Source organism: Alteribacillus sp. HJP-4, assembly GCF_042139015.1.
GTDB lineage: Bacteria > Bacillota > Bacilli > Bacillales > Marinococcaceae > JBHIKY01.
The window spans coordinates 95,266-121,560 of sequence record NZ_JBHIKY010000012.1; the positions used below are offsets into that span (position 1 = coordinate 95,266).

The 26,295-nt window shown below is 48.8% G+C and carries 23 protein-coding genes; 2 read left to right on the forward strand and 21 right to left on the reverse strand.

Going from position 1 to position 26,295, the window contains the following annotated elements:
• Window positions 1-37 precede the first annotated feature (37 nt).
• A complete protein-coding gene (prmC, locus tag ACE4RR_RS12960; protein ID WP_375535847.1) occupies window positions 38-901 on the reverse strand; it encodes a peptide chain release factor N(5)-glutamine methyltransferase in 864 nt (287 codons plus the stop codon).
• Window positions 901-1,974 carry a peptide chain release factor 1 gene (prfA, locus tag ACE4RR_RS12965; protein ID WP_375535848.1) on the reverse strand — a complete coding sequence of 358 codons (1,074 nt, stop codon included), beginning with the start codon at window positions 1,972-1,974 and terminating at the stop codon, window positions 901-903. The genes prmC and prfA overlap by 1 nt, the downstream gene beginning before the upstream one ends.
• A 112-nt stretch (window positions 1,975-2,086) precedes the next feature.
• Here prfA and ACE4RR_RS12970 point away from each other — a divergent pair, with 112 nt between their 5' ends.
• Window positions 2,087-3,415, forward strand: a complete 1,329-nt coding sequence (locus ACE4RR_RS12970) for an FAD-dependent oxidoreductase (protein ID WP_375535849.1) — start codon at window positions 2,087-2,089, stop codon at window positions 3,413-3,415.
• A 76-nt stretch (window positions 3,416-3,491) separates the two neighbouring features.
• Here ACE4RR_RS12970 and ACE4RR_RS12975 read toward each other — a convergent pair whose 3' ends face one another.
• The 10 genes from ACE4RR_RS12975 to ACE4RR_RS13020 all read right to left on the reverse strand — a co-directional run bounded on the left by ACE4RR_RS12975 (window position 3,492) and on the right by ACE4RR_RS13020 (window position 12,950).
• The gene (locus ACE4RR_RS12975; protein WP_375535850.1) at window positions 3,492-4,349 is read right to left on the reverse strand and encodes a hypothetical protein; all 858 of its coding nucleotides are present in this window, start codon (window positions 4,347-4,349) and stop codon (window positions 3,492-3,494) included.
• Entirely contained in the window at window positions 4,342-4,878 is a 537-nt protein-coding gene (locus ACE4RR_RS12980) for an RNA polymerase sigma factor (protein ID WP_375535851.1), read from the reverse strand. Before ACE4RR_RS12980 ends, ACE4RR_RS12975 begins: the two co-directional genes overlap by 8 nt.
• 241 nt (window positions 4,879-5,119) lie before the next feature.
• The gene (locus ACE4RR_RS12985; protein WP_375535852.1) at window positions 5,120-5,752 is read right to left on the reverse strand and encodes a thymidine kinase; all 633 of its coding nucleotides are present in this window, start codon (window positions 5,750-5,752) and stop codon (window positions 5,120-5,122) included.
• 91 nt (window positions 5,753-5,843) lie between these two features.
• On the reverse strand, window positions 5,844-6,089 hold the full coding sequence (locus ACE4RR_RS12990; RefSeq protein ID WP_375535853.1) for a type B 50S ribosomal protein L31: 246 nt from the start codon (window positions 6,087-6,089) through the stop codon (window positions 5,844-5,846).
• A gap of 118 nt (window positions 6,090-6,207) precedes the next feature.
• Window positions 6,208-7,464: a transcription termination factor Rho gene (gene rho / locus ACE4RR_RS12995; protein WP_375535869.1), complete on the reverse strand. Its 1,257-nt coding sequence runs from the start codon at window positions 7,462-7,464 to the stop codon at window positions 6,208-6,210.
• A gap of 665 nt (window positions 7,465-8,129) precedes the next feature.
• A complete protein-coding gene (glpX, locus tag ACE4RR_RS13000) occupies window positions 8,130-9,098 on the reverse strand; it encodes a class II fructose-bisphosphatase (protein WP_375535854.1) in 969 nt (322 codons plus the stop codon).
• Between the two features lie 29 nt (window positions 9,099-9,127).
• A complete protein-coding gene (locus ACE4RR_RS13005) occupies window positions 9,128-10,414 on the reverse strand; it encodes a UDP-N-acetylglucosamine 1-carboxyvinyltransferase (RefSeq protein WP_375535855.1) in 1,287 nt (428 codons plus the stop codon).
• Between the two features lie 273 nt (window positions 10,415-10,687).
• Entirely contained in the window at window positions 10,688-11,326 is a 639-nt protein-coding gene (fsa, locus tag ACE4RR_RS13010) for a fructose-6-phosphate aldolase (RefSeq protein ID WP_375535856.1), read from the reverse strand.
• Between the two features lie 168 nt (window positions 11,327-11,494).
• Complete coding sequence (fba, locus tag ACE4RR_RS13015) at window positions 11,495-12,358, reverse strand: class II fructose-1,6-bisphosphate aldolase (RefSeq protein WP_375535857.1); 864 nt, start codon at window positions 12,356-12,358, stop codon at window positions 11,495-11,497.
• A 220-nt stretch (window positions 12,359-12,578) separates the two neighbouring features.
• On the reverse strand, window positions 12,579-12,950 hold the full coding sequence (locus ACE4RR_RS13020; protein ID WP_375535858.1) for a response regulator: 372 nt from the start codon (window positions 12,948-12,950) through the stop codon (window positions 12,579-12,581).
• Between the two features lie 238 nt (window positions 12,951-13,188).
• Here ACE4RR_RS13020 and ACE4RR_RS13025 point away from each other — a divergent pair, with 238 nt between their 5' ends.
• The gene (locus tag ACE4RR_RS13025) at window positions 13,189-13,695 is read left to right on the forward strand and encodes a DUF2529 family protein (RefSeq protein WP_375535859.1); all 507 of its coding nucleotides are present in this window, start codon (window positions 13,189-13,191) and stop codon (window positions 13,693-13,695) included.
• A 232-nt stretch (window positions 13,696-13,927) separates the two neighbouring features.
• On the opposite strand, the gene ACE4RR_RS13030 is transcribed toward ACE4RR_RS13025, so the two are convergent.
• From ACE4RR_RS13030 to ACE4RR_RS13070, 9 genes are all read right to left on the reverse strand, one after another.
• Window positions 13,928-14,377, reverse strand: coding sequence for a hypothetical protein (locus ACE4RR_RS13030; protein ID WP_375535860.1), 450 nt, complete (start codon window positions 14,375-14,377; stop codon window positions 13,928-13,930).
• Between the two features lie 138 nt (window positions 14,378-14,515).
• A complete protein-coding gene (locus ACE4RR_RS13035) occupies window positions 14,516-16,117 on the reverse strand; it encodes a CTP synthase (RefSeq protein WP_375535861.1) in 1,602 nt (533 codons plus the stop codon).
• A 192-nt stretch (window positions 16,118-16,309) separates the two neighbouring features.
• Window positions 16,310-16,816, reverse strand: a complete 507-nt coding sequence (gene rpoE / locus ACE4RR_RS13040; RefSeq protein ID WP_375535862.1) for a DNA-directed RNA polymerase subunit delta — start codon at window positions 16,814-16,816, stop codon at window positions 16,310-16,312.
• A gap of 185 nt (window positions 16,817-17,001) precedes the next feature.
• Window positions 17,002-20,241, reverse strand: coding sequence for a fused isobutyryl-CoA mutase/GTPase IcmF (gene icmF, locus ACE4RR_RS13045; protein ID WP_375535863.1), 3,240 nt, complete (start codon window positions 20,239-20,241; stop codon window positions 17,002-17,004).
• Window positions 20,242-20,254: 13 nt separating this feature from the next.
• Window positions 20,255-20,896, reverse strand: coding sequence for a TetR/AcrR family transcriptional regulator (locus tag ACE4RR_RS13050; RefSeq protein WP_375535864.1), 642 nt, complete (start codon window positions 20,894-20,896; stop codon window positions 20,255-20,257).
• Between the two features lie 15 nt (window positions 20,897-20,911).
• Window positions 20,912-22,054 (reverse strand): acyl-CoA dehydrogenase, encoded by a 1,143-nt coding sequence (locus ACE4RR_RS13055; protein ID WP_375535870.1) that lies wholly within the window; start codon window positions 22,052-22,054, stop codon window positions 20,912-20,914.
• Between the two features lie 22 nt (window positions 22,055-22,076).
• Window positions 22,077-23,219 carry an acyl-CoA dehydrogenase gene (locus ACE4RR_RS13060; protein WP_375535871.1) on the reverse strand — a complete coding sequence of 381 codons (1,143 nt, stop codon included), beginning with the start codon at window positions 23,217-23,219 and terminating at the stop codon, window positions 22,077-22,079.
• A gap of 19 nt (window positions 23,220-23,238) precedes the next feature.
• Complete coding sequence (locus tag ACE4RR_RS13065) at window positions 23,239-24,093, reverse strand: 3-hydroxybutyryl-CoA dehydrogenase (RefSeq protein WP_375535872.1); 855 nt, start codon at window positions 24,091-24,093, stop codon at window positions 23,239-23,241.
• 28 nt (window positions 24,094-24,121) lie between these two features.
• The gene (locus tag ACE4RR_RS13070; protein WP_375535865.1) at window positions 24,122-25,300 is read right to left on the reverse strand and encodes an acetyl-CoA C-acetyltransferase; all 1,179 of its coding nucleotides are present in this window, start codon (window positions 25,298-25,300) and stop codon (window positions 24,122-24,124) included.
• Window positions 25,301-26,295: the final 995 nt, after the last annotated feature.

A 26,295-nucleotide genomic window follows, 5' to 3' on the forward strand; every position in this document is an offset into this window, starting at 1 on the left:
CCCCATCTTCTTTAAACGAAAAACCGCTCGACAACTTTCACCATCCGCGTTCGCAAAATACCATTCTGTCTTTCCCATTTATATCAAGCTTCACTTCTATGGCTGCCCCGGAAAGGTGCTCCGCGAGGATAGCAGCTACATCTTTCCCCTGCCCTGCGCCGACCTCAAATGCTGCGAGCCCTTTTTTCTTTAAAAGTTCAGGAAGGTCTTCCGCCATTTGCCGGTAACACGCTAAACCGTCGTCGTTTCCACCTACGAGTGCACGTTTTGGCTCATGATCCTTTACGAGAGTATCAAGCGTTTGCCAGTCTTTTTCCGGAATGTACGGAGGATTCGAAACGATAACATCGTAGCGGGTTTCTGTCTGCAGCAGCGGCTTTGTTAAATTCCCGTGAAGCATCGTGACAGCAGCGCCGAGTTTTTCAGCATTGGAAGCGGCAGTCCGAAGAGCTTCTTTCTCGACGTCGACTGCTGTTACATGAGAACCGGGAGCTTCCAGGGCGAGGGTGATTGCGATGGCTCCACTGCCCGTTCCGATATCGGCAATTCGTGCTCTGCGTCTCACGCGCTTATTCATCCACTGCAGAACACCGTGCACCAATTCTTCCGTTTCCTGACGAGGAATCAAGACGCCTTCATGGACGTCAAAGCGTCGTCCGAAAAACTCTTCTGCCCCAATTATATGCTGAATCGGGCGGCCCTCTCCATGCTCGATAATCGCCCTTTCAAAAAGCGTCCACACCTCCTCTGCAAGCGGATCACGCCGGGCCAGGTAAAAATCTGTCCAGCTTAATCCGAGAAGATGGCGCATCATTAAATCGGCTGCGCGGGGTTCTCGTTTTTTATCTATTAAAAAAGAAGAAGCCCAGTTCAGGGCTTCGAAAACGAAAGCTGGCTTCATTACGCCTCTCCTGCTCTCTCCATCATTTCTGCCTGTTCTTCGACAATCAAGGATTCTATGATCGTATCCAGCTCCCCCTGCAGAATTTGATCAAGCTTCTGCAGCGTCAGTCCAATGCGGTGATCGGTGACACGGCTCTGTGGAAAGTTGTACGTGCGGATCCGCTCCGAGCGGTCCCCCGTTCCTACAGCTGATTTTCGGTTTTCCGCATATTCAGCCTGCGCTTCCTGCTGGAACTTATCATAAATGCGGGCGCGCAGCACCTTCATAGCTTTATCCTTATTTTTGATCTGTGATTTTTCATCCTGGCACGACACGACGATACCGGTCGGCTCATGAGTCAGCCGCACAGCTGACATTGTTGTGTTGACGCTCTGGCCGCCGGGGCCGCTGGAGGCAAACGTGTCGACGCGGATATCTTTTTCATGTACATCGACTTCCACTTCCTCCGCTTCCGCGAGAACAGCCACTGTCGCGGTTGAGGTGTGAATGCGTCCTCCGGATTCTGTACTCGGTACCCGCTGGACCCGGTGCGCTCCGTTTTCGTATTTCATTTTAGAAAATGCGCCGGAGCCGTTGATCATGAAAATAATTTCCTTAAATCCGCCAAGCTCTGTCGGACTGGATTCAATAATTTCGGGTTTCCAGCCATTTTTTTCAGCATAACGGGAATACATCTTAAAGAGATCGCCTGCAAACAGAGCGGCCTCGTCTCCACCTGCTGCTCCGCGAATCTCTACGATCACGTTCTTATCGTCATTCGGATCCTTTGGAAGGAGGAGAATCTTCAGCTGTTCCTCGAGCGATTCTTTTTTTTCGGAAAGCTCTTCGATTTCTGCTTTCACCATCTCGTGCATCTCATCATCGAGATTGTCATCGAGCATCGATTTCGCATCGGCCAGCTGCTCCGTTACTTCTTTGTACGTGCGGTATGTTTGTACGGTTTCTTCAATATTAGCTTGTTCCTTTGAGTAGTCCCGCAGCTTTTTGGAATCATTAATAACATCCGGATCGCTTAACAGCCCGTTCAGCTGTTCATACCGATCCTCCACCGATTGTAAACGGTCTAACACAAGCGTTCACCTCTTTATGAGTTGCATAACATTCTAATTATAGTATAACGTATACCTACCGTCAAAGTGCGTCACTTTCGTATTTTTTCTATTCTTCTAAGGAGGTCAAAACATGCATTATCTTATTATTGGCGGCGACGCCGCAGGAATGAGCGCTGCGATGCAGATTGTTCGAAATGATAAAAAGGCCCAGGTTACAACACTTGAAATGGGAAATATTTACTCTTATGCTCAATGCGGCCTTCCATACATTATCAGCGGGGCTGTAAAAAGCACGGAGGACCTGATTGCCAGGGACGTGAAAACCTTTCGTGAAAAATACGGCATTGATGCGCGTGTTTATCATGAGGCTGCGAGCGTTGACCCGGAGGCACAGCTCGTCCGCGGAATGAATCTGCGCGACAATAAAGCCTTCGAGATTTCCTACGATAAGCTGCTCATTGCGACCGGCGGTGCTCCGTTTCTTCCATCTTGGCCCGGTCGAGATCTAAGCGGTGTACATACGCTGAAAACCATTCCGGACCTTGAAAATATCATGGACGATCTGCACGGCAAAAAAGACGTCACTATTATTGGAGGCGGCTACATCGGACTCGAGCTTGCCGAGAACCTGGTGGAAAAAGGAATTCATGTCCGCATGATTGAACGAAACAACCGCCTCGCCAAAATGTTCGATAAAGATATGGGTGAACTCATTCAAGCGGAAGCGGAGAAGCACGGCATCGAGATCTGCTACGAAGAGCAGGTCGAGCTTATCGAAGGCACAGAGCGGGTAGAAGCTGTCGTTACCGATAAAAAACGTCATACCACCGATGCAGTGATTGCCGCGACCGGCATCCGCCCGAATACGGAATTTTTAAAAGACACCGGGATCCACCTGTTCGATAATGGAGCGGTTCGGGTAAACAATTATTTGGAATCAAACGTGACAAACATTTATGCTGCAGGCGACTGCGCCACTCAGTATCATCGCATTAAGGAAAAGGATGATTATGTGCCGCTCGGAACGCATGCCAATAAACAGGGCAGGGCTGCCGGTGTGAATATGGCCGGCGGCGTCAAAGCATTTCAAGGGATCGTCGGTACCGCGATTCTGAGATTTTTTGATCTCACACTCGCCCGCACTGGATTATCAGAAATGGAAGCGGCCGCAATGAATTTTCCTTACAGCACCGTCACCCATGAAGCGAGCCACATCGCCGGCTATTTTGAAAATAAAAAGAAGCTGCACATGAAAATTATTTACCGGACCGATACGGATATGATTATTGGCGGTCAGGTTATCGGTGAAGCGGGGGCCGACAAGCGCATAGACGTACTTGCGACCGCATTGTTCCACCGAATGAGCATTACAGATTTTGAGGACCTCGATCTGTCATATGCCCCGCCTTACAACGGGGTCTGGGATCCGCTTCAACAGACTATCCGCCGCGCGAAATAGAGTTTTTACATGAAAAAAGAAGCCGTAGAGCAGAATGAGTGCTGCCCAGGCTTCCTTTTTTTCTTTAAACAAACGTTTACTTCCACTGCCATTCATCATATATGACAGACTCGCGCGCGCCAATGCCTTCTGCCATTTCGCCCTGAGGGTGCTTATGCCACTCAATAAAGGTCCCGTCCTGTTCAAAGATCTCCACGACCTCTGTTTCTCCTTCTTCGTTCCTATAAATGGCCTGGTAGTCCGATGATTGAAGATTCTCCTGATCCTCGGTCGTATCGAGCGTATAGCCTTCCTCTTCCTGTCTATCCTGTATATCGGCTGCCACATCCTCAAGGGTCGTATCGTCTTCCCCGGATGCAGGATTAAGGATGAACGTCCATGCCGGATCCTCCTGCAGCTCCTGGCCCTCTACAAATGCTGCATAAACGAGAATTGCTTCCCCGGCTTCGGTGGAGTCTGTTTCGATTTGAAAATACTGCGGGATATATGTTGTAAATGGAAACCCTGCTTCTTCTAAGAGCACAAATGTCTCTGTCTGTTCTGAGCCTTCTAATGAAAAAGTAATTTCTTTTTCCAGCGCTCTCGTAGATTCCTCCTGTTCCGGAGGCGTCTGCTCGTCAGTATCTTCTCCCTCATCGGCAAAAGGAGTAATTTCATCAGGTGCCTGCTCCTGCTCGGCGGCTTCCTGTTGATCACTCGGACCTCTTTCCGATTGCTCCTGCTCCGGGAACATGGCCGGCTGGCTGAGAAACAAAATCCCTCCAATGACTGCAGCGGCTGCTGTACCGGAAACCCAGCCTATATAAGAATACCGGCGCCGCTTACGCTTTGGGCTCTGCACATGCTCCCAAATTCGCTCCGGCGATGTTTCATCCGGCAGCTCTTCGTATTCTTTTCTCAACCGTTTGAGACGATCATCGAGCGAATTACTCATGTACGACACCTACTTTCTCTAAGCTGTCCTTCAGCTTTTTTTTGGACCGGAGCATTCTCGTTTTTACGGCTGCTTCCGTACAGCCCAGCACAGCTCCGATTTCCGCGTAAGATAAATCATGAAAATAATGGAGGATGATGGGGATACGGTATTTTTCTTTAAGACCGGTGATCATATCGTGCAGCTCCCATGCCTCTTCATTTGATTCAAACGCTGCAAACGAGGTATGGGCTGACTCTTCTTGAATTTTCAGCAGATTACGCTGCTGGCGTTTTTCTTTGCGTGCCATATCACGGGCGGCATTTAAGGTGACAGAATAAAGCCACGTCGTAAATTTGCCGCGGGCGAAGGTGTGTATGGATCGGTACACTTTTAAAAATACTTCTTGTGTTACATCTTCCACGTCCATCGGCTTCACTCCGATTTGAAAGGCAAATCGCTGCACCGTGCGGTAATGCCTTTCAATCAGCTCCTGAAACGCTGCATCGTCCCCGTCCCTTGCACGGGAAGCCAATTCATTATCACTCATGGCTGGTCCCTCCGTTTTTGCTGAGCTAAACAGTGTAACGCTGTGTTTACCGGAAAAGTGACATTTCAGTCATCATCCCTTTCATATTAACAAAATTAGGAAAGACTATTTGCTGTTCCACGAAAGAAAGACCGCAGCATGCAGCCACGGTCTTTGGAAAAAAATATTCATTAAGCTTAGCAGAATCACAAGAGCGTGCCCGATTTTAAAGAAAAATGCTGGATTCTTATTGGAAGCTTCCTTACGTGTCTTGTTTCACTGCTGTTTCATGGAACGCGTCCACCACATTTTCTTCGGGACTGCCAGGGACTTCGTGACAGTGGCGGCACCGGGGCTCATACGCCTCATCGGCTCCTACGAGAATAATCTCGTCATTATAATGCGCCGGCTTCCCGTCAATGAGTCGCTGCGTGCGTGAGGCCGGAGACCCGCAGCACGGGCAGACCGCCTGCAGCTTTGTTACATCCTCAGCAATATCGAGCAGATCGCGGACCTGGGTAAAAGGTTCTCCGCGAAAATCAAGGTCGAGCCCGGCGAGAACAGTGCGGATGCCGCTGTCAGCCAGCCTTTGCGCGACGGTCGTCAGGTCCTTGTCGAAAAACTGGGCTTCATCCACAGCAACCATCTGCACGCCTTCTTCAAGTTCATCCAGTATGTCAAGGGAGCGGGACACCGATTTTGCCCATACTTTTGTGCCGTTATGGGAGACGATTTCTTCTTCACTGTACCTATTATCAAGGGCCGGCTTAAATACGACGACGTTCAGCTTGCCGTAAGCCGCGCGGCGGATGCGCCGGATCAGCTCCTCAGATTTTCCTGAGAACATACTGCCGCATATTACCTCGATCCAGCCTTCTTTTCTCACGGTGTACATCCTTTTTCCCCACCTTTTTTGCATTTCCTATGATTATGTAGATAGAAAAAACAGGCAAGCGGCGTTCCCTTGCCTGTTTTCATTATACCCCTTATTTGAGGTTGTATTTCTTCTTAAACTTATCGATACGTCCGCCAGCGTCAGCAAGCTTCTGCCGTCCAGTATAGAACGGATGAGAATCAGAGCTGATTTCCACTTTGAGAAGCGGGTATTCTTTTCCATCTTCCCACTCGATTTTTTCAGAAGAACCGCGTGTAGAACCGCTTAGAAATTTAAAACCAGTGCTTGTATCCTGGAATACAACCTTTTGATAATTTGGATGAATTTCTTGTTTCATTATTTTCACTCCTTCCGCCCTGAATCTATATTGTTGAGTCAGAGTTTGTTTTCACACATAACGAGATTATATCAAGCCGGCCGTTTTTTTTCAACAACTTCTTGAAAAAGCCTTACCGTCAGCGGCGCCCTGCAACTCTCGTATTCTGCTTATCCTTTTCAAGCTCTTCGAAAAATTCGTCGTTCGTTTTCGTCTTTTTGATACGGCGGATAAAGTGATCGACGAAATCCGGCGAATCGTTCATCGTTTTACGGATAGCCCAGAGACTCTCCAGATGCTCCTTGGAAACGAGAAGCTCTTCTTTTCTTGTACTGGAGCGTCTGATATCGATCGGCGGGAAAATCCTGCGCTCTGAAAGACGGCGGTCGAGATGAAGCTCCATGTTCCCCGTTCCTTTGAATTCTTCAAAGATGACATCGTCCATCCGTGAACCGGTTTCAACGAGAGCGGTGGCAAGAATCGTGAGACTGCCGCCTTCTTCAATGTTTCGGGCTGCCCCGAAAAACCGTTTCGGACGGTGAAAAGCTGCCGGGTCAATACCACCGGAAAGTGTTCTGCCGCTCGGCGGGATCACAAGGTTGTAAGCACGAGCGAGGCGGGTGATGCTGTCCATCAAAATTACGACGTCCTTCTTATGTTCTACGAGTCTCATGGCCCGTTCAAGCACGAGTTCGGCTACTTTAATATGATTTTCCGGCACTTCATCAAAGGTAGAGCTTGCCACATCTCCGTCAACAGAACGCTCGATATCTGTGACTTCCTCCGGACGCTCGTCGACGAGCAGAACGATCAGCTCTGTCTCCGGATGGTTGACGGTAATGCTGTTTGCGACTTCTTTTAAAAGCGAAGTTTTCCCGGCTTTTGGCGGAGCCACTATCAATCCTCGCTGCCCGAATCCGACCGGAGTGATAAGGTCCATGATGCGTGAGCTCGTCCGCCCCGGTTTATTTTCAAGTGTCATGCGACGCTCAGGATATAAAGGTGTAAGCGCCGGAAAGTGCGGGCGGTCCTTTGAGGTCTCCGGATCCTCGCCGTTCACCGCTTCCACCATCAGCAGGCCGTGATAACGCTCAGAATCCTTCGGAGGACGCACCTTACCTGAGACTTTGTCTCCGTTTCGGAGCTCGAAGCGGCGGATCTGAGAGGCAGATATATAAATATCCTCGGAGCTTGGCAGATAATTAATCGGACGTAAAAAGCCGTAGCCTTCCGATTGGATGATTTCCAGCACACCTTCCATAAAGGTATATCCATCTTTTTCCGCGCGGGCTTTTAAAATAGCAAACATCAGCTCACGCTTTGTCAGCTTGCTGTAATACGAGACTTTAAACTCTTTAGCCAGAGCATAAAGCGACTTTAACGTCATATTTTCCATTTCTTTTAAATTTGCATTCAAAAAACGTCACCACTTTTCTTTATTTTCCACTAATTCATCAGACGTCTCGCGTCATGGATGTTTATGTTTGGGAGCGATGGATTACGATGCTGGAGTGGAAAGGTAGAAATTCTTCAGAACAGAATATAGCAAAGGGGGCGGGAAGCGGGTCAATCCTTAAATAGTTGAACTTTCCTTAGTAAACTCTCTCCACGTTATAGCCGTCTTCTTACCATTTTAAACGTCAGGTCCCTGCGGTGGCAAGCATTATTATTGGTGAATACTGTCTTATTCAGGGGGAGTAAAAAGAACATTATAGCCATTCTGGGCATGAAAATGCCGGTAAGTAGAAGAGCATAGAAGCTGCCCTCTACAGGACAGGTTCTATGCTTTTTTTACTCTTGAATATATTTCATAAGTCAATTGCGCAACAGAAGATACGAACATTAACATAACTGTCGTATTTATAAGAGAGGTTGATCATCGGTTGATCATCCCTGCGCAAACTCGCTTGCACTTTGGAGATAAATCTTTTTTAATGAGCAAAGTATAAGAAAAGCTAGGGCTTTCGCCATTTCCTTGCGACAAGCCAAGTTTTTCTTTACCGCGGGCAACCCTTCAATTTCCTCGGCAGCAACGTTAAGAAACGTTATCGCGAAAAAATATTAAGGTCGTATAACGAAGTCTGGTTTCTTTTTCACATTGTGAGAGCCGTCCACAAACCGGACCGTTCCTGATTTAGCGCGCATAACTATCGATTGTGTGGTTGCTTTTACACCTTTATAGTGGACGCCTTTTAAAAGCTCGCCGTCCGTGACACCTGTTGCCGCAAAAATGGCATCCTCGCCTCCGACGAGATCGTTCATAAACAGCACGCGGCTGACATCCTCGATTCCCATCTTCTTGCAGCGCTTCATTTCTTCATCGTTCTGCGGGAGTAATTTCCCATGCAGCTCCCCGCCCAGGCATTTCAATCCAACAGCGGCAAGCACGCCTTCAGGAGCACCTCCGGACCCGAAAAGAATATCGATGCCGGTTTCATCAAAAGCTGTGTTCATAGCCGCTGCAACATCCCCGTCTTCGATCAGCTTAATACGGGCCCCGGCGTCACGGATTTCCTGTATGAGCGTTTTGTGACGTTCGCGGTTTAATATTGTTACAACGACATCCTCGACATCTTTTCCCTTGGCCTGTGCGACTGCTTTCAGGTTGTCGATGACAGGAGCATCAATATCCACTTTCCCTACCGCTTCCGGTCCGACAGCAATCTTGTCCATATACATGTCAGGGGCGTGCAGTAAATTGCCGTGGTCAGCGACCGCTATTACAGCGAGTGCGTTCCACATTCCGGCAGCTACGATGTTAGTTCCCTCCAGCGGATCTACAGCAACATCCACGCGCGGACCATAGCCGTTTCCGAGCTTTTCCCCAATATAAAGCATCGGGGCTTCGTCCATTTCGCCTTCCCCGATCACTACGGTGCCTTTCATCGGGATGGTGTCAAACACGTCTCTCATTGCACTGGTGGCGGCGTCATCTGCCTCTTCTTTTTTTCCTCTTCCCATCCAGCGCGCGGAGGATAAAGCTGCTGCCTCTGTTACACGCACCAATTCCATAGATAAACTTCTTTCCATCTCCATTCCCCTCTCCATCAAGCTTTTTTCTAGCCGCTCTTAACTTGGGCGGTTTCTTCAGGCGTCAGCGTTTCTCTCCAGACATTGGCGCCAAGTGCAATCAATTTCTCTTCCAAATGTTCATAGCCGCGGTCAATATGCTCGAGTCCGGTAATCTCTGTAATTCCTTCCGCCATCAATCCGGCAATTACTAGCGCAGCACCGGCACGCAGGTCACTAGCTTTGACCTTGGCTCCCTGAAGCCTCGTTTTGCCATTGATGAGGGCCGATCGTCCCTCCACTTTAATGTCCGCTCCCATGCGCCGCAGTTCATCCACATGCTTAAAACGGGCGTTGTAAATTGTGTCAGTCACGATGCTGGTGCCCTGGGCAGACGTAAGCAGAACAGTAATCGGCTGCTGCAGGTCTGTCGCAAACCCTGGATGCACAAGTGTTTTGATATCGACACTATTTAAGACAGGCGACGTTCGGATGCGGAGCTGGTCATCACCGGTTTCAATCTCGACCCCCATTTCGCGGAGCTTCGCCGTAATTGATTCCAGATGATCCGGAATTACGTTATTAATAAGAACCTCCTGCCCCATTGCTGCTGCTGCAATCATGTAGGTCCCTGCTTCTATACGGTCCGGGATAATCGAGTGCGCACAGCCGTGGAGCTTGTCGACGCCCTCGATCCGGATAACATTGGTTCCGGCCCCTTTTATGTTAGCTCCCATGCTGCTTAACAGGGTTGCCACATCAATGATCTCCGGCTCTTTCGCCGCGTTTTCAATGATCGTACGGCCTTCAGCTTTCACAGCCGCAAGCATAATATTAATCGTCGCGCCGACACTGACCACGTCAAGATAAATACGGGCGCCTCTCAGGCGATCTGCACGGAGATAAATAGCACCGTGTTCATTCGTCACCTTCGCACCGAGGGCTTCAAAGCCTTTAATATGCTGATCAATCGGCCGTGGACCAAGGTTGCATCCGCCGGGAAGTCCAATAGCGGCACGTTTGAATTTTCCGAGCATCGCTCCCATCATGTAGTAGGAAGCGCGCAGTTTCTTTACTCTTCCGTTTGGCAGCGGCATAGGAATAACATGCTGGGGATGAACGGTCATGCTTGTACCGTCGTGAGATACTTTTGCCCCGATATCTTCGAGCAGCGATGCAAGCGTCTCCACGTCAGAAATTTGCGGGAGATTGTCGATTGATACGGCAGAATCCGCCATAATGGCCGCAGGGATGAGTGCGACGGCACTGTTTTTAGCCCCGCTTATATGTACTCTACCTGTCAAAGGATATCCGCCTTTTACCATCAACTTTTGCATGAATGATTCACTTCCTCATCGGTAGTCTAGTTGATCTGTTTCTTTCTCTCTCCCCATCTTTTTTCATTATGGACAATCTCTTCTTCCAATAATCGACAAAATGAAACTTCCTTCGAAAAAAATCACACAGCTGCCAAAACCCGGCTGGCAGCAGGAGCTGAAACCATATACGACTGGTAACAGCCCTTATACCGGCTCTGACTGATGCTGCACAGCCTGCAGCGCAGGGGAAAAGAGACCATCCATCCTGAAAAAATTTCCAGGATTGCCCGCTTATCGGTTGTTCCAATCGGACAAGAATTTCTCAATCCCTTGATCAGTAAGAGGATGCGTGACTAGCTGAGAAATGATTTTATGAGGGATTGTGGCAATATGAGCTCCGCGAATTGCCGCTTCCGATACGTGAACAGGATGACGGACAGATGCTGCGATAATCTGCGTATCAATATCATGGGTGATAAAAATATCAGAAATTTCACTGATCAATTCGAGGCCATTGTGGCCGATATCATCAAGACGCCCGAGAAACGGAGATACATAGGTGGCACCGGACCGCGCAGCGAGAAGAGCCTGCACACTGGAGAAAACGAGCGTGACATTCGTTTTAATATCTTCTTCTGCGAATGTCTTAACCGCTTTCAAACCTTCCAATGTCATAGGAACCTTTACTGTAATATTAGGAGCTATCTTTGCAAGGTCGCGCCCTTCCGTGATCATGCCTGTTGCTTCGGTAGAAATAACTTCTGCACTGACGGATCCGTCTACGATATTCGTAATTTCCCGAAGTCTTTCGTGAAAATCAATACCTTCTTTAGCTACTAGACTCGGGTTGGTCGTTACCCCCGCAAGAATGCCAAGATCATTGGCTTCTTTAATTTGATCAAGATTCGCTGTATCAATAAAAAACTTCACGTTTCTCCCACCTAACTTTGAATTAATTTTCTCTAGTAAAAACTGTTTTCATAGTGAAACTGGCGCACCATCGCGCCGGCTCTCTCCTGCTTATTCACGAGAAAAGGAAGAGTAATGATGTGTTGTGAACCGCATCATTAACTCTTCATCATCTTTCGTCACCTTGAATTACGCGCGGTTGGAAGAACCAAATTCACGCATTTTCCCTTTTACGGTCTCTTTAATAGCTTCGCGTGCAGGACCGAGATATTTACGAGGATCATATTGCTCCGGCTGATCAGCCAGAACCTTTCGCACAGCTGAAGCAGATGAAATCTGGCTTTCCGTGTTTACATTGATTTTTGCGTGGCCAAAGCCGATCGCTTTTTGAACATCACCAGTTGGAATGCCTGTCCCGCCGTGAAGCACAAGCGGAAGGTCAACAAGCCCCTGGATTTCTTTCATGCGGTCAAAGCCAAGGTTCGGCTCGCCTTTATACGGACCGTGCACGGAGCCAAGCGCTGCTGCCAGACAATCTATATTCGTCTGGTCCACCAGCTCTTTACACTCTGCCGGGATCGCGTAGGCTGCTTCGGCGTCGTCTACAATTAAATCGTCTTCCTGTCCGCCTACACGGCCGAGTTCTGCTTCCACAGAAACACCTACCGCATGGGCAACGTCTACGACACGCTGCGTAACAGCGATATTTTCAGCAAGAGGGTGATGGGAGCCGTCAATCATAACAGACGTAAAGCCTGCGTGAATAGCTTCCACACATTTCTCAAAGCTCGAGCCGTGGTCAAGGTGAATCGCCACCGGTACAGTAACGTTATATGCTTCCATCAGCGCTTCGACCATAGCGACTACTGGCTTAAAGCCTCCCATGTAACGGGCTGCTCCTTCAGAAACACCGCAGATGACTGGTGATTTTTCTTCTTCCGCCGCCTGCAAAATCGCCTGGGTAAACTCCAGGTTGTTCAGGTTAAACTGGCCGACAGCATAGCTTTCCGCTTTTGCTGTTTCAAGCATTTCTTTCATGGATACTAAAGGCATTAATAGATCCTCCTTCATAATTATGAAACTATTGCATCTAATGGAGCCAGCATAACAAGGAAAAGCCTCTCATGAAACCCATTGGATTCTGGACAGACCGCGGCGGTGAGGAAAGCGCCACTATGTATGAGGCACATGTTTGAAGAACTCCATTAGTTGATGCCACCATTATAGCATAGTCACGGAAAATTTCATCTGTCCTTTCCGGGTGGAATTCACTTCATGAGGTGGTTTCCAATTGACGTTTAATTTCCTGGCGGACATCATCAATGTCGAAGGGTTTTGAGAAATAGGAAACTGCCCCGAGAGCCTTTGCATCTTCAATCATGTTAAGCTCTCCGTAAGCCGTCATCATAATCACTTTGGTTGACTCTGCGATGCTGCGCTTTTCCCGTTCACGTAAAATTTCGAGCCCGTCCATTCCTGGAATTTTCATATCCAGCAGTAATAATTCCGGTTCTTTCTGTTCGAGCATTTCCAGTGCCTGAATGCCATTGGCTGCCAGATATACTTCATAGCCGTCCTTTTTCAGCATTTCATTCAGCAAAACACGGATACCATACTGATCATCTACGATCAGAATTTTGTTCATGATCGTTCGCTCCTTTTTCTTACTGCGTTTTAACTTGATTCATTAGAAAAGAGTACCTCTACTGACATGAAATTTAGACAATATTCTTTATCAAACCAAGCACATACCTATATCTGTCTGCTTAAATATTCCATAAATTACGTCCAATTTCCTTCTTTTTTGTGCATTTAAAACACAGATTTGCTGAGTCGTATCGATTTTTGTTTTAATAAGGGAAAAATGAGGTGACTATACGAATATGAAAATTTTCACAACACAGCTGCACGGATTATTTCAAAAAATAATTGAAAAAGAAGAAGATGCCCTCGAAGATGGAGCCCGCCTGCTTGCACAAGGGCCTGCCGGCACCGGTTCACTATACGTGATCGGGCTCGGTGCGATGAAAGGAGTGGCAGACGCTCTCGCTTCTCACCCGGACGCCCCAGATAATACTGCTCACCTTAATGAACAAAAACGGAACGAGGCCGGCGCTGCCGACCGTGTGCTCATTATTGCGGACAAAGCAGATGATGCATTCTATGAACTGCTGGCGTTTTTTGAAGAAGCTGCTGTCCCTATGGTGATTGCTGCCCCATTTATCGTGGAGGACGTTATCGATGTAGTTATTTACCTGCATGTCCGCGACGGCCTGATTCCTGCTGAGGACGGGAGTCGTTACGGATCTCCGGCTGCGTTATGTGCGATGTTTATAGGGCAGCTGCTGTTTTTGGGAGTGAAGGACATGCTTGAGGAGCTGGAGGAGTAGCAGCCGTTTCCTCCGCTGCGAGCGGCGTTCCCTCTGCTCCCGATGCTTTTCACGCCTCCGAGCCGCTTTTCCACCGAAGCGCTTCGATTTCCCCCACAAGTGTCTGGTTTCCACTCATTCGGGCCGGTTTCCACCTTTTGGCTCTGATTTCCCGCGCTGCCCGCAATATTTCCACGCTTCCCGATCCTTTTTCCTCCGCTGCGAGCGGCGATTCCTCTGCTCCCGCTGCTTTTCACGCCTCCGAGCCGCTTTTCCACCGAGCGCTTCGACTTCCCCCACAAGTGTCTGGTTTCCCTTCATTCGGGCCGGTTTCCACCTTATGGCTCTGATTTCCCGCGCTGCCCGCAATATTTCCACGCCTTCCGATCCCGTTTCCTCCGCTGCGCCAGGCGTTTCCACTGCTCCCGATGCTTTTCACGCCTCCGAGCCGCTTTTCCACCGAAGCGCTTCGATTTCCCCCACAAGTGCCTGTTTTCCCTTCATTCGGGCCGGTTTCCACCTTTTGGCTCTGATTTCCCACGCTGCCTGCAATATTTCCACGCTTCTCGATCCCGTTTCCTCCGCTGCGAGCGGCGTTTCCTCTGCTCCCGATGCTTTTCACGCCTCCGAGCCGCGTTTCCACCGAAGCGCTTCGATTTCCCCCACAAGTGTCTGGTTTCCCCGCGTTTCGTGCGGTTTCCAATACAAGAGCCTTATTTCCCCTCGGCGGGAGCGTTTTCCACCATACGGGCCAGCTGTCCCTTCATCCGGATCGCCCCCCCACCCCCACAAAAATACCCAGCTTTTCCTAGAACGGAAAAGCCGGGTGGCTGCGTAACTCTTACTTATTTCCTATAGAAGCACTGATGAACTCACGGAAAAGCGGCTGAGGACGCGTTGGCCGGGACACAAATTCAGGATGGAACTGGGAGGCGACGAAATATGGATGATCAGCAAGCTCGATGATTTCCACGAGACGGCCGTCTGGGCTCGTTCCGCTGAACAAGAATCCAGCGCGTTCGAGTGTATCCCGGTATTCATTATTGAATTCATAACGGTGGCGGTGCCGCTCATATACGACTTCTTCCCCATACGCTGCCTTCGCTTTGGATCCTTCGAGCAGCTTACATGGATAAAGGCCGAGGCGGAGAGTGCCTCCGAGGTCCTCAATGTCCTTCTGCTCCGGAAGGAGATCGATGACTGGATGCTTGGCATGCGGGTGCAGCTCGGAGGAGCCAGCATCTTCGAGTCCTGCCACGTTGCTTGCATATTCTACAGAAGCCAGCTGCATGCCAAGACAGATTCCTAGAAACGGGACACTGTTTTCGCGGGCATACTTAATGGCCGTTACTTTTCCATCAATGCCACGGTCGCCGAATCCTCCGGGAACAAGGATGCCATCGACATTCTCGAGGTGATCCGCTGCATTTTCCGGGCTGAGGTGCTCGGAATTTACCCATTTGATGTCGACGTCGCAATCAAACGCGTAGCCTGCGTGCTTTAAAGATTCAGCGACAGAAAGATATGCATCCGGAAGAGCAACATATTTACCGACCAGTGCAATTGATATTTTATCAGAGAGATTCTGGACCTTGGCCACCAGGGCTTTCCACTCTTCCATATCAGCGTCTCCACCGTTCAGCTTCAAGTAATCGCAGACAAACTGGTCGAGTTTTTGGGCCTGCAGGTCAAGCGGCACTTGATAAAGAGTATCTGCATCGCGGGCTTCGATGACTGCATCTTTGTTGATGTCACAGAATAAGGCAATTTTTTCTTTCATGTCTTCCGGCACAGGGCTTTCTGTCCGGACGACGATAACGTTCGGCTGAATGCCAAGGCTGCGGAGTTCTTTTACGCTGTGCTGGGTCGGCTTTGATTTCATTTCCCCGGCGGCTTTCAGATAAGGAATTAATGTACAGTGAACATACATGACATTTTCAACACCGACGTCACTTTTAATCTGGCGGATTGCTTCGAGGAATGGGAGACTTTCGATATCCCCGACAGTACCGCCGATTTCTGTAATGACAACGTCGGCTCCAGTTTCACGGCCGGCCCGGTAAACACGTTCTTTGATTTCGTTCGTAACGTGCGGGATAACCTGAACCGTACCTCCGAGATAGTCGCCGCGGCGTTCCTTGCGAATAACGGATGAATACACTTTTCCTGTCGTTACGTTGCTGTTTTTGTTCAGATTAATATCAATAAAACGCTCGTAGTGGCCGAGGTCGAGGTCTGTTTCTGCGCCATCGTCCGTTACAAATACTTCCCCGTGCTGGTAAGGACTCATCGTACCAGGGTCAACATTGATGTACGGGTCAAATTTTTGAATCGTGACACTGAGGCCGCGGTTTTTCAGAAGACGGCCGAGGGATGCGGCTGTGATCCCTTTTCCAAGAGACGACACCACGCCTCCCGTTACGAAAATATATTTGCTTGCCATGTATTCATCTACTCCTTTTTATAATCATAAAAAAAACAAAAGTGACACCTCACCCATAGGAGGGGCGCACTTTTGTCCGACATTTGTATATAGATTAATCATTTTGTGATGTCATTGATAAAGCCCAAAAATGATTTTACCTAGACCCTTTTTAAAAGTCAATAGGGAAAAAATGCTTCTTTCTCCCAGTGGTTAATAATCTTCATCCTCGTCTTTATCATCATAGGAAGAATCTTCATTAGAATCATACCCGACTGCCGATTCATCTTTTTCTTCATAATCGTCATCAGCGTCCTCTTCCTGTGAAAGCTCATCCAGCTCATCTTCCACGTCCTCGAGATCGTCGTCGAAATCCTCTTCTGCGAAATCTTCGTCGTAGTCGTCGTAGGCTTTCTTGCGTTTTTTCGGTTTCTTCACCGTCGTGCTCAAGTCGTCGTCAGACTGATCCAGCGGGTACCATTCGCGAAGACCCCAGTGATTCTGGCCCAGGTGAACAAAGCGCCCGTCAAGATTCATCGCTGTAAACAGCTTCGTTGTTCGGCTGTCTCTTTCTGCTTTTGTGAATTTTTTCATCTTTGTGATGCGTTCAATCAACTGCTGATAATCGTAAGGTTTCTTTTCATCCCCCAGTAAAATAAGAGCCAGTTCTACCGCGGACATTTCTTCGATTTGTTCCTGTTTGAAATCGGAGATGCTCACGGATGTCACTTCCTTTCGCCAAGTATTCCAGATCATCGGCTTCTGCTCTCATTCCGGCGGTGTCTGTGCTTATCGCAAAGCCCTGCAGTAAGAGCTGAACCGTAAAAATCATACTTATCATTATAAACACATTTAGGCTATTTATGCCAGCCGTTTTTTATTGAGAAAGAAAGCAGCCGCTGTTATTACATATTTCTGCGGTACTGACCACCGACTTCATAGAGGGCGTGCGTGATCTGGCCGAGGCTTGCTGTTTTCACTGTTTCCATCAGTTCGCTGAAGACGTTTCCGCCGTCCACCGCTGTTTTCTGCAGGCGGGAAAGTGCCTTCGCTGCTTCTTTTTCATGTCGCTTATGAAAGGCACGGAGGTTTTTAATCTGGCTTTCTTTTTCCTCTTTGTCTGCCCGTGCCAGCTCCATATTAAACTCCTCTTCCTCGTCCTTTGGGTTCAGGTACGTGTTGACACCAATGATCGGCAGTTCTCCGGAATGCTTCTTCATTTCGTAATACATTGATTCTTCCTGGATTTTTCCGCGCTGATACATTGTTTCCATCGAGCCGAGGACCCCGCCCCGGTCGTTGATACGTTCAAGCTCCTGCAGCACCTGTTCTTCGACGAGGTCGGTGAGCTCTTCTATAATAAATGACCCCTGCATGGAATTTTCATTTTTGGCCATGCCGAGTTCTTTCGAAATTATCATCTGAATCGCCATCGCACGCCTCACAGAATGCTCGCTCGGTGTCGTGACTGCTTCATCATAGGCATTCGTGTGCAGCGAGTTGCAGTTATCATATATCGCCAGAAGCGCCTGCAGCGTCGTGCGGATGTCATTGAAATCGACCTCCTGCGCATGCAGAGACCGGCCTGAAGTCTGAATATGATACTTCAGCTTTTGACTGCGTTCATTCGCTCCGTATTTATTTTTCATCACTGCTGCCCAGATTCGGCGCGCCACCCGTCCGATCACCGCATACTCTGCATCAAGACCATTACTGAAGAAAAATGACAGATTGGCCGCGAAATCATCAATGTCCATACCTCGGCTCAGGTAATACTCTACATATGTGAAGGCATTCGCAAGCGTAAAGGAGAGCTGACTGATCGGGTTCGCTCCTGCTTCGGCAATATGATAGCCCGAAATAGATACGGAATAATAGTTGCGGACACGGTTGTCAATAAAGTACTGCTGGATATCCCCCATCATCCGCAGCGCAAATTCGGTCGAAAAGATACAGGTGTTCTGGCCCTGATCCTCTTTTAAAATATCAGCCTGCACGGTGCCGCGCACAACTGAGACGGTGTCTGCTTTAATTTTTTCATATTCCTCTGACGACGGAGGCCGGTTGTTTTCCGCTTCAAATTTCGATACCTGCTGATCAATCGCCGTGTTCATAAACATAGCCAGAATAATCGGCGCCGGCCCGTTGATCGTCATCGAGACCGATGTTAACGGTGAAATCAAATCAAAGCCGTCGTACAGTTTTTTCATGTCATCAAGTGTACAGATGCTGACCCCGCTTTCACCGACTTTTCCATAAATATCCGGGCGGTGATCCGGGTCTTCTCCATAAAGAGTAACGGAATCAAAAGCTGTGCTCAGGCGCTTTGCATCATCATCCTTTGATAAATAATGAAAGCGGCGATTCGTCCGTTCCGGTGTTCCTTCTCCGGCAAACTGCCGTTTAGGATCTTCTCCCTTACGTTTAAACGGGAAGACGCCTGCGGTGTACGGGAAGCGTCCAGGAACATTTTCTTTTAAGCTCCAGCGGGTAATTTCGCCCCAGTCCTGAAATGATGGCAGCATCACCTTAGGAATCTTCATGCCGGAAAGAGTTTCTGTCTGGAGCTCTGTTACAATTTCTTTGTCGCGGATGACCGTAGTAAAGCTGTCCTGCTGATAGGATAATTTAAATTCGGCCCATCCCTCCAGCAGGCTTTTCACTTCCGGAGCCAGCTCATTTTCCACGGTCTCATAAATTTTCTGAAGCTCTGTTGTATCTATTTCTTTTTCTTTTAAAAGTGTGATCGTTCCGTCCAGCTGAAATAACTTTCTTGCTGTTTCCATCTGGTTTTCTGTAAACTTTTTATACTCCCGCACGGTCTGCACAATTTCTCGTAAATATTGAGTTCGTTCCGCCGGAATAATCAGGTCCTTTTTGCCTGGCTCCTTTGAAATATCGATACTCGTATCCCAGCCTTTTTCACATTTGTGATTAATAGTTTCTACGAGTGCTTTAAAAAGCACGTTCGTGCCGGGGTCGTTAAACTGACTTGCAATCGTACCGTAGACAGGCATCAGGGCCAGGTCCTCGTCAAAAAGCAGATGACTGCGCTGATACTGCTTGCGCACATCACGGAGAGCATCCTCCGAGCCTTTGCGGTCAAATTTATTAATGGCAATCAGATCGGCAAAATCGATCATATCAATTTTCTCGAGCTGCGAAGGTGCGCCGAACTCACTTGTCATTACATACATGGAGACGTCGGCCACTTCGGTAATTTCTGCATCCCCCTGGCCTATCCCGCTCGTTTCTACGATAATCAAATCAAAACCGGCTGCTTTTGTAACCTGAATCGCATCGACGAGGCTTTTCGTCGTTTCCGTTTTCGAGCCTCTCGTTGCGAGACTTCTCATAAACACGCGTGGATGATGGATGGAATTCATGCGGATACGGTCGCCAAGCAGCGCTCCGCCTGTCTTTTGCTTCGTCGGGTCAATGGAAAGAATGGCTATCGATTTGTCTTTGAATTCATTTAAAAAACGGCGGACAAGCTCATCTGTCAACGAACTCTTCCCGGCGCCGCCCGTCCCGGTAATGCCCAGTACCGGCGCTTCAGAACGGATCGCCTTCAGCTCTTTTAGAGCCGCCTCCCATGTGGAGCGGCTCTCGGGTGATTCATCCTCCACGACACTAATAAACCGTGCGATGGCCTGGTCTTTTTTCTCCTTTACCTCTGAAAGCGTCGCTTTTTGGTCCTTCGCTGTCGGAAAGTCACACTCTTCGAGCATCTGGCTGATCATCCCGCGAAGTCCGAATGTGCGCCCGTCATCCGGGGAAAATATATGACAGATCCCATATTCATGAAGTTCTTTTATTTCCGGAGGAGTTATCACGCCTCCCCCGCCTCCGTATATGCGGATATGTCCCGCATTTTTTTCCTGGAGAAGGTCGTAGCAGTATTTAAAATATTCCATATGCCCGCCCTGGTAAGAAGAAATAGCGATACCCTGGGCGTCCTCCTGAATTGCCGCGTTTACCACTTCTTCCACTGAGCGGTTATGGCCGAGGTGAATAACTTCTGCACCGCCCGCCTGCAGCAGACGCCGCATAATATTAATCGAGGCATCGTGGCCGTCAAACAAACTTGATGCTGTAATAAACCGAACGGCGTGTACCGGCTTGTATAATTGCTGCGTAGCCATCCTTGTTCCTCCCTTATTCAACTTTCTCTACATCAGCTGTCTGCACTCCAGCAAGAAGCTGGCGGAGCTGCATGGCTGTATAATCTTCAAGTGAGAATTCGTTGTGAAGCGACCAGCGCCGGAATGTCCACATCTGGCCGCACACCATAATGTTGTGGGCAAGCAGTCTCATTTCATTACCGGACAGCTTCAACTCACCCTTTTTCCGGCATTCATGGATCGCTCCTTCAAAAATCGCCGTCATTTCTTCTTCTTTTTCGAGAACGTAGGGCAGTGCTTCTTTTGGAAGTGACTTGGCTTCTTGATACATTACGAGCACTTCATCCTGCATTTCATTCATAATATGAAAAAAGGAAGAAATCATCGCTCGCAGCCGGGAAATTCCGGATTGCTGCATATCCATATCTGCTTCGAGCCTGCGCCGCACTTCGTCATATACGGAATCGCAGACGAGGTAGAGAACATCTTCCTTCGAGCCGATATATTCGTAAAGCGTTCCGATACTGAAACCGGACTGCTTCGCGATTTCACGTGTAGTCGTGCGGTGGAATCCCTTTTGTTTAAAAAGGTGAACCGCTCCTTTTATCATTTGTTCCCGCCGCCGCTGAATAAGCTGCTGGTCCTTTACCATTGATGGAACATTTTTTTTCTGCATTACTATCCACCCCCCCTAATCAGCCAGCAGCATTTTTCCTATGACAAGCCGCTGTATTTCATTGGTGCCTTCGTATATCTGGGTAATTTTCGCATCACGCATGTAACGCTCAACCGGATAATCCTTTGTGTAGCCGTAGCCGCCGAACACCTGAACAGCTTCCGTCGTAACCTCCATTGCCGCATCTCCGGCGAACAGCTTCGACATCGCGGATTCCTTCCCATAAGAGACTCCTTCACTTTCATTCCAGGCTGCCTGCCTCGTCAACAGCCGTGCCGCTTCCACTTTTGTCGCCATGTCAGCAAGCTTAAAGGAGATTCCCTGCAGACTGCCTATCGGTTTGCCGAACTGCTTTCGCTCCTTTGCATATTCCACAGCGGCATCCAACGCCCCCTGCGCTATTCCAACCGCCTGCGCAGCGATGCCGTTGCGGCCGCCGTCGAGTGTCATCATCGCAATTTTAAAGCCTTCTCCTTCCTTTCCAAGAAGGTTTTCTGCGGGAACGCGGCAGTCCTCGAGCACGATAGCTGTTGTCGGCGAGGAACGGATCCCCAGCTTCTGTTCTTTTTTGCCCACCGAAAAGCCGGGAAAATTCTTTTCAACTATAAAGGCACTGACTCCTTTGTGCCTGCTGTCCGGATCGGTGACAGCAAACACGATGTAAACATCAGCCATGCCGCCATTTGTAATGAAAATTTTCGAACCATTTAATATATAATGATCCCCGTCTTTTTTCGCTGTGGTTTTCATCGCCGCGGCGTCGGATCCGGAGCCAGGCTCTGTCAGTCCATAAGCGCCCATCATCTTCCCTTCTGCCATCGCTGTCAAATATTTCTTCTTTTGTGCTTCACTGCCGAATTTGTACACCGGCCAGCCGGCCAGCGATAAATGGGCAGACAGGGTTACGCCGGTGGAAGCGCATACTCTTGAGAGCTCTTCAACCGCAATCACGTAGCTGACAAAGTCGCTGCCGATTCCGCCGTATTCCTCCGGCCATGGAATACCGGTCAGTCCCAGTTCAGCCATTTGATCAAACAGCGCCCGATCGAAACGCTCCTCCTCATCCCTCTCAGCAGCGGTCGGAGCCACTTCCTTATTCGCAAAATCTCGCACCATTTTTTGAATCATTTCCTGTTCATCCGTTAGTAAAAAATTCATCCATGACACCCCGTTTTGTTTATTAAAATCCGATTGTATGCTTACCGATGACAATCCGCTGTATTTCACTTGTGCCTTCGTAAATTTCACACACCTTGGCATCCCGGAAAAACCGCTCCGCCGGATACTCTTTCGTGTAACCGTAACCCCCAAATACCTGGACCGCTTCAATGGCTGCATCCATCGCTGTTTTGGAGGCAAACAGTTTAGCCATCGAGGCCTCTTTCGTACAGTCGATGTTATTGGAACGCAGATGCGCTGCCCGGTACGTGAGAAGTTTGGCAGCCTCCACGTTCGTTGCTATGTCCGCCAGCTTAAATGAAATTCCCTGCTGGCTGCCGATACTTCTGCCGAACTGGTGTCGTTCTTTAGCGTAGGTAACAGCAGCTTCAAGTGCTCCTTCGGCAATGCCAAGGGATTGTGCGGCGATTCCGATGCGCCCTGAGGAAAGATTAGCCATCGCGATAGTGTAGCCTTCTCCTTCTTTTCCTAGCCGGTTTGCTGCAGGTACACGACAGTTCTCAAAAATCAGCTCCGTCGTATTCGATCCGTGCAGTCCCATCTTTTTTTCTTTCTTTCCAATCAGCAGTCCGGGACTGTCTTTTTCTACAATAAAGGCACTGATGCCATAGGAGCCTTTGTCTTTATCCGTGGCAGCAAACACTATATACGTATCAGCTGCTCCACCGTTCGTTATAAATACCTTAGTGCCGTTCAATACATAGTGATCGCCGGAGCGCACAGCAGTCGTTTTCAAGCTCGAGGCATTGCTGCCGGCACCGGGTTCGGTCAGGGCAAAAGCTCCGAGATATTCACCTGCTGACAGCTTCGGAATGAATTTTTTCTTTTGTTCCTCGGTTCCGAAATATAAAATAGGATAAGTGCCTACCGACGTATGCACGGATAAAATCACCCCGAGCGCTGCGCTGACTCTTGAAATTTCATGAATAGCAATCATGTACGATGTGAAATCCATACCTGCGCCGCCGTACTTCTCCGGCACCGGTATCCCCATCAGCCCGAGTGAGGCCATTTCCTTGATTAGCTCTTCCGGGAAGCGGTCTTCCTCTTCCATACGCTTTACAGCAGGAGCGACTTTGTTTTTCACAAAGTCGCGGACCATTTTTCTCATCATTTCCTGTTCATCTGTGAAGTTTAGATTCACGTTATCGTCCTCCTGCTGTTTATCTATCGTAGGAATAAATGCCGCGGCCTGTCTTTTTCCCATGCCAGCCTGCTTTGACATACTTCCGCAAAAGCGGGCAAGGCCGGTATTTATCATCGCCAAGTCCGTCATGAAGGGTTTCCATAATATAAAGGCACGTGTCGAGACCAATGAAATCCGCCAGTGTGAGCGGCCCCATTGGATGGTTCATGCCAAGCTTCATCACTTCATCAATCGCTTCCGGCTCGGCTACTCCTTCGTGGACAGCGTAAATGGCTTCGTTGATCATCGGCAGCAGTATCCGGTTCGAGACAAACCCCGGAAAATCATTGACCTCCACCGCTGTTTTTCCAAGTGATTCCGCCGTAAGCTTTACAGTTTGAAAAACTTCATCAGTTGTTGCGAGTCCGCGGATAATTTCGACGAGCTTCATCACAGGCACTGGGTTCATAAAATGCATCCCGATCACCTGCTTCGGCCGGCTCGTGACGGCGGCAATTTCTGTGATCGGAAGCGAGGATGTATTCGTTGCGAGGATGGTTTCCGGCGGCGCAATTTGATCAAGCTCGGTAAAAAGCTTCTTTTTAACCTCCATGTTTTCTACGACTGCTTCAATAACAAGATCTGCTTTCGATGCGTTTTCTAAGTTGGTCGAGCGGACGATCTGCTCGAGAGTCTTTGTTTTTTCTATTTCTTCCATCCGCCCCTTTTCCACCTGGCGTGTCAAGTGTTTCTCAATAGTATTGAGGCCGTTCTCCACCCGTTCTTCATCTATGTCATGCAAATATACGAGGAAGCCTGCCTTAGCGTGAACCTGGGCGATCCCTGCCCCCATCTGGCCGGCTCCTACGACCATTACTGTCTGTACCGTCACTTTCATTCCTCCTCCTTTTTCTACCAGCCTAAACTTCAATCAGAATGGCATCTCCCTGTCCGCCGCCGCTGCAGATCGCTGCTATTCCAAGTCCTCCGCCGCGCCGCTTAAGTTCATGAGCCAGGGTCAAAATAATCCTGGCACCGCTTGCACCAATAGGGTGGCCAAGCGCCACCGCTCCGCCGTTCACATTGATCTTTTCGGGATCAAGTGCGGCCAGTTTTTCACTTGCCAGCGCCACAGCTGCAAATGCTTCATTTACTTCAAACAGCTTAATATCCGCAAGCTGTCTTCCGGTTTTTTCTAACAATTTATTAATGACCAGCCCCGGTGTCATTGGAAACTTTTCCGGTTCCATCGCAAGAGCCGTATGGCCATGTATCGTCGCCAGAACTTCAGCACCGCTTGCTCTGGCAGTTTCCTCCGACATGACTACCATGGCGCAGGCTCCGTCGTTTACGCCGGGAGCATTGCCGACGGTCACTGTTCCGTCTTTTGAAAACACTGGTTTTAATTGACCCAACATGTTTATTGTTGTGTTTTTCCGTGGTGCTTCGTCACGAGCGACTGTGAGGGGGTCCCCTTTTCTCTGCGGCACCTCTACTTCGATTATTTCCTCATCAAATAGACCAGATTCGACAGCCGCCGTGGCACGCTGGTGGCTGCTATTCGCCCATTCGTCTTGCATTTCCCGGGAAATATCGAGCTTTTCTGCAACTTCTCCCCCGTAAATGCCCATATGAACATCATGAAACGAACAGGTCAGTCCGTCATGCACCATCATGTCCTTTATCGGCGAGTCCCCCATCCTTATTCCCCAGCGCGCTTTCGGCATGAAGTATGGAGCATTGCTCATTGATTCCATGCCTCCGGCTACAATGATTCCTTCTTCACCGGAGCGGATAATCTGATCTGCAAATGTCACACTTCTCATCCCGGAAGCACACACTTTATTAATCGTTTCGGTTTCTACTTCCCAGGAAAGGCCGGCATGGTGTGCTGCCTGCCGTGAAGGGATCTGTCCCTGCCCTCCCTGGAGAACATTTCCCATAATCACCTCGCGTATATTATCGCGGTCTGCACCGCTTTTATGCAGTGCTCCTAGAATCGCAGTCCCGCCAAGCTCAGCTGCTGTTAACGGACTGAGCGCTCCTCCAAATTTTCCAAAAGGAGTTCTAGCTCCTCCTGTAATGACAGTTTTGGTCATTGTCTTCTTCCTCCTTTAACTAACACTGGATTGTAAGTAACGTGCAGGTGGGTAATGTGTGAGTGGGGCTGGTTTGTGGTTATTGGGACTTGGTGTGGGATGAATATGGGATGCTGGTTGAATTTGTTGGGTGCTGGTTGACCGAACGCTCGCTCACTTTTGTAGTAAAAAAATAGAATTTCCTGCGATTTTATCTGATTTTGTACAGACTCTGATGCGGCAATAGCTGTCCGGGCCCCGCCGCATCAGGCATGCGTACATGTACTGCGCCTCATAATGAAAACGCTTTCCTCACTTCATAATTTACGGGAATTTCTTGAAAAAATCAACCCTGATCTTGCAAAAAGCTGAAGGATTTTTATGTCTGGAATAGTTTTCGCTGATGATTTTTTGTTTTTCGCTGATCAATTTTAATTTTCCGCTCATCGATCTTGTTTTTTCGCTGATCAGCATCGATAATCTGCCGGCTCCTGAGTATAGATTTTCACTCCGAAAATTTTTTCCCGTGTACAATTGGTTTTTCAAGCTCAGATTCTTTTTTTCCACGCGTCTCCTAGTTTATCCGCGTTTCCCCTTGTAGATTTCCACCGTTCGGACGATTTTTTCCGTACTCTCCGCTGGTTTTCCTCCGGTCAGCTAGTTTTTCCTTTTCCTTTGTCTGTTTTCTTCCGCTGCTCTCGTTTATCACGCTCACCACAGATATTTCCACGCAATCAACTCGTTTTCCCGCGCTCCATTTATTTTTCCACACTTGCAACAATTTTTTCCGCGTTTCCCTTAAAGATTTCCACCGCTCAGACGCTTTTTCCGCACTCTCCGCTGGGGTTTCCCCCGCCCCATTCATTTATCACGCTCTCCACTAATTTTTGGTTCTAAGTCAATTGTTGGGGTGGAGGCCGTCAGGCCCCGCCCCTTTATCCTACTTGAATGTTCTGATTTTTCGTCTGATGATGTAGTAGAATTTTGCTCCTTAGTCGATCATATCGTCGGAATCC

Coding starts and splice junctions, on each gene's coding strand:
- prmC (WP_375535847.1), bottom strand. CDS start 901: ATGAAGCCAGCTTTCGTTTTCGAAGCCCTGAACTGGGCTTCTTCTTTT.
- ACE4RR_RS12970 (WP_375535849.1), top strand. CDS start 2,087: ATGCATTATCTTATTATTGGCGGCGACGCCGCAGGAATGAGCGCTGCG.
- ACE4RR_RS12975 (WP_375535850.1), bottom strand. CDS start 4,349: ATGAGTAATTCGCTCGATGATCGTCTCAAACGGTTGAGAAAAGAATAC.
- ACE4RR_RS12980 (WP_375535851.1), bottom strand. CDS start 4,878: ATGAGTGATAATGAATTGGCTTCCCGTGCAAGGGACGGGGACGATGCA.
- ACE4RR_RS12985 (WP_375535852.1), bottom strand. CDS start 5,752: ATGTACACCGTGAGAAAAGAAGGCTGGATCGAGGTAATATGCGGCAGT.
- ACE4RR_RS12990 (WP_375535853.1), bottom strand. CDS start 6,089: ATGAAACAAGAAATTCATCCAAATTATCAAAAGGTTGTATTCCAGGAT.
- rho (WP_375535869.1), bottom strand. CDS start 7,464: ATGGAAAATATGACGTTAAAGTCGCTTTATGCTCTGGCTAAAGAGTTT.
- glpX (WP_375535854.1), bottom strand. CDS start 9,098: ATGGAAAGAAGTTTATCTATGGAATTGGTGCGTGTAACAGAGGCAGCA.
- ACE4RR_RS13005 (WP_375535855.1), bottom strand. CDS start 10,414: ATGCAAAAGTTGATGGTAAAAGGCGGATATCCTTTGACAGGTAGAGTA.
- fba (WP_375535857.1), bottom strand. CDS start 12,358: ATGCCTTTAGTATCCATGAAAGAAATGCTTGAAACAGCAAAAGCGGAA.
- ACE4RR_RS13020 (WP_375535858.1), bottom strand. CDS start 12,950: ATGAACAAAATTCTGATCGTAGATGATCAGTATGGTATCCGTGTTTTG.
- ACE4RR_RS13025 (WP_375535859.1), top strand. CDS start 13,189: ATGAAAATTTTCACAACACAGCTGCACGGATTATTTCAAAAAATAATT.
- ACE4RR_RS13035 (WP_375535861.1), bottom strand. CDS start 16,117: ATGGCAAGCAAATATATTTTCGTAACGGGAGGCGTGGTGTCGTCTCTT.
- icmF (WP_375535863.1), bottom strand. CDS start 20,241: ATGGCTACGCAGCAATTATACAAGCCGGTACACGCCGTTCGGTTTATT.
- ACE4RR_RS13050 (WP_375535864.1), bottom strand. CDS start 20,896: ATGCAGAAAAAAAATGTTCCATCAATGGTAAAGGACCAGCAGCTTATT.
- ACE4RR_RS13055 (WP_375535870.1), bottom strand. CDS start 22,054: ATGAATTTTTTACTAACGGATGAACAGGAAATGATTCAAAAAATGGTG.
- ACE4RR_RS13070 (WP_375535865.1), bottom strand. CDS start 25,300: ATGACCAAAACTGTCATTACAGGAGGAGCTAGAACTCCTTTTGGAAAA.